The sequence below is a fragment of the Methylobacterium ajmalii genome (genome assembly GCF_016613415.1).
Taxonomy (GTDB): domain Bacteria; phylum Pseudomonadota; class Alphaproteobacteria; order Rhizobiales; family Beijerinckiaceae; genus Methylobacterium; species Methylobacterium ajmalii.
In genome coordinates this window covers 7,954-9,523 of sequence record NZ_JACWCT010000169.1, presented here as the reverse complement: position 1 = coordinate 9,523, position 1,570 = coordinate 7,954, and the positions used below count along the sequence as shown (strand labels likewise).

General features: G+C 72.1%; 4 protein-coding genes. All 4 read right to left on the bottom strand.

The window, feature by feature from the left end; all coding sequences use genetic code 11:
- The coding region (locus HPY23_RS29980; protein WP_200649724.1) for a transposase at positions 1-226 on the bottom strand (226 nt) is incomplete at its 3' end.
- A gap of 63 nt (positions 227-289) precedes the next feature.
- Positions 290-445 (bottom strand): hypothetical protein, encoded by a 156-nt coding sequence (locus tag HPY23_RS29975; RefSeq protein WP_200649725.1) that lies wholly within the window; start codon positions 443-445, stop codon positions 290-292.
- 10 nt (positions 446-455) lie between these two features.
- Entirely contained in the window at positions 456-1,151 is a 696-nt protein-coding gene (locus tag HPY23_RS29970; RefSeq protein ID WP_200649723.1) for a hypothetical protein, read from the bottom strand.
- A gap of 77 nt (positions 1,152-1,228) precedes the next feature.
- Positions 1,229-1,570 (bottom strand): putative peptidoglycan-binding domain-containing protein (locus HPY23_RS29965; RefSeq protein ID WP_276530199.1); only part of this gene is annotated, 342 nt, incomplete at its 5' end.

Genomic DNA, 1,570 nt, shown 5'->3' with positions numbered 1-1,570 from the left:
GCGGCAGGGCGAGCGGGACGAAGGTCGGTGGGGCAGCCGAGGCCTGCTGCTCGGCCAGCAAGGCGCGCCGCCATCGGAACAGCAGGCTGGAGTGCAGACCGTGCCGGCGGGCTACCTCCGAGGCGGTCGTGGCGGGGTCGTCCGCCTCGGCCAGGATGGCGCGCTTCTGCTCGGGCGACCAGACGCGGCGCGTGCCCGCAACGACGACGTGAGGAGAGTTGGTCATAGGTCCAGACACAGGGCCGATACAGCGCCATCTGGCGCCAGCACCTGTATCCAGAGCAAAGCACTACAGCCACAAGGCGGCCTTCACCGAGCGCTTACGCATTGCGAGCGTCACGGCGATCAGCAGCATCATGACCGCCATGGCCCACTCGAACAGGCGGTTGAAGCTGTAGGCGCCCGCCGGGTGGGCGGGCGTGCTCGGGCCGGCGGGGAAGAGCATGGCGGCCGCCCTACCGCAACGTCGCCGGCAGAGCAGCGATGACGGGCGCCAAGGTGTTGCGCTCGTTGGCGCTGTCCTCGAGGTTGAGCTTGCGGAACACGATCTCGGCGAGGCCGGCCTGCCCGCCGGCCGCCTCGATCGCCTTGGCCGGCGCTGCGTCGACCGCCCGCTGCACGGCTTTGGCGATCACCTGCGAACCGACGTTGACCGACAGCTTGCCCTCCTTCACGGCCCCCGGCACGGCATTGATGGCGTACTCGGTCACGGCATTCGCCATCTGCTCCACCCGGGCCTGGGTCAGGAACAGCGCGGCCCAGGGATAGACCTTGCGGATGGCCTGGATCGCGTAGGCGGCGACCGCCGGGATGACGGCGGTGATGACGATCTCCCGGACGAGTTCGATCCAGGGGGCGGCCGACAGCGTGACGCGGGTGGCGTCCGCGGTGGCGAGTTCGGCGGCGAGCGCCGGCCCGGCGATGACGGCGATCAGCGCGGCGACGAGGATGCCGAGGATCGGCAGCCGGGCCCGGGCGGCGAGGCAGAGGCCGCCGGCCAGCGCCAGCGCGCCGATGAGCAGGAGCCCGAAGGCAAGGCCGTGGGCCGGGTTGCCGCCGCCGGGCAGCATCTCGGCGATCGGGCCGGCGCCGGCCATGGCGGGAGAGCAGACGCAGGCGAGCGCCAGCGCCGCGAGGAAGATGCGGTGCATGATGGTGTCCAGATTGTGGGGTGCTCGGCTGGCCCGGCCGGCGCGGGTCGAACTGCCCGGAGATACCGGGAGGTTGGTCAGGCGGCGATCGGCTTGCCGCAGGTCGGGCACTTGGCGGGGTCGGCCGGGGTCGCGGGCTCGGACGCCATGGCGAGCGCCGCCTTGCGCACCTCCTCGACCCGGCGGGCCCAGCCCTTGCCGAATCGCGGCCAGGTCGAAAGTGCCCGCAGGAACGCCAGCCGCCCGTCGCACAAAGCGTCGATCAGGTCCGCGGGCTTGTGCGTCGCGACTGCTGCCAGGGTGAGCGGCCCGAGCGCGCCATCGTCGGCGATCTTGAGCGCGCGCTGCAGCCCGATCACCGCGCGCTTCTTCCCGCTGTTCACGGCGAAGTCGAACAGCGCGTAGCCGAGCCCGGGCGG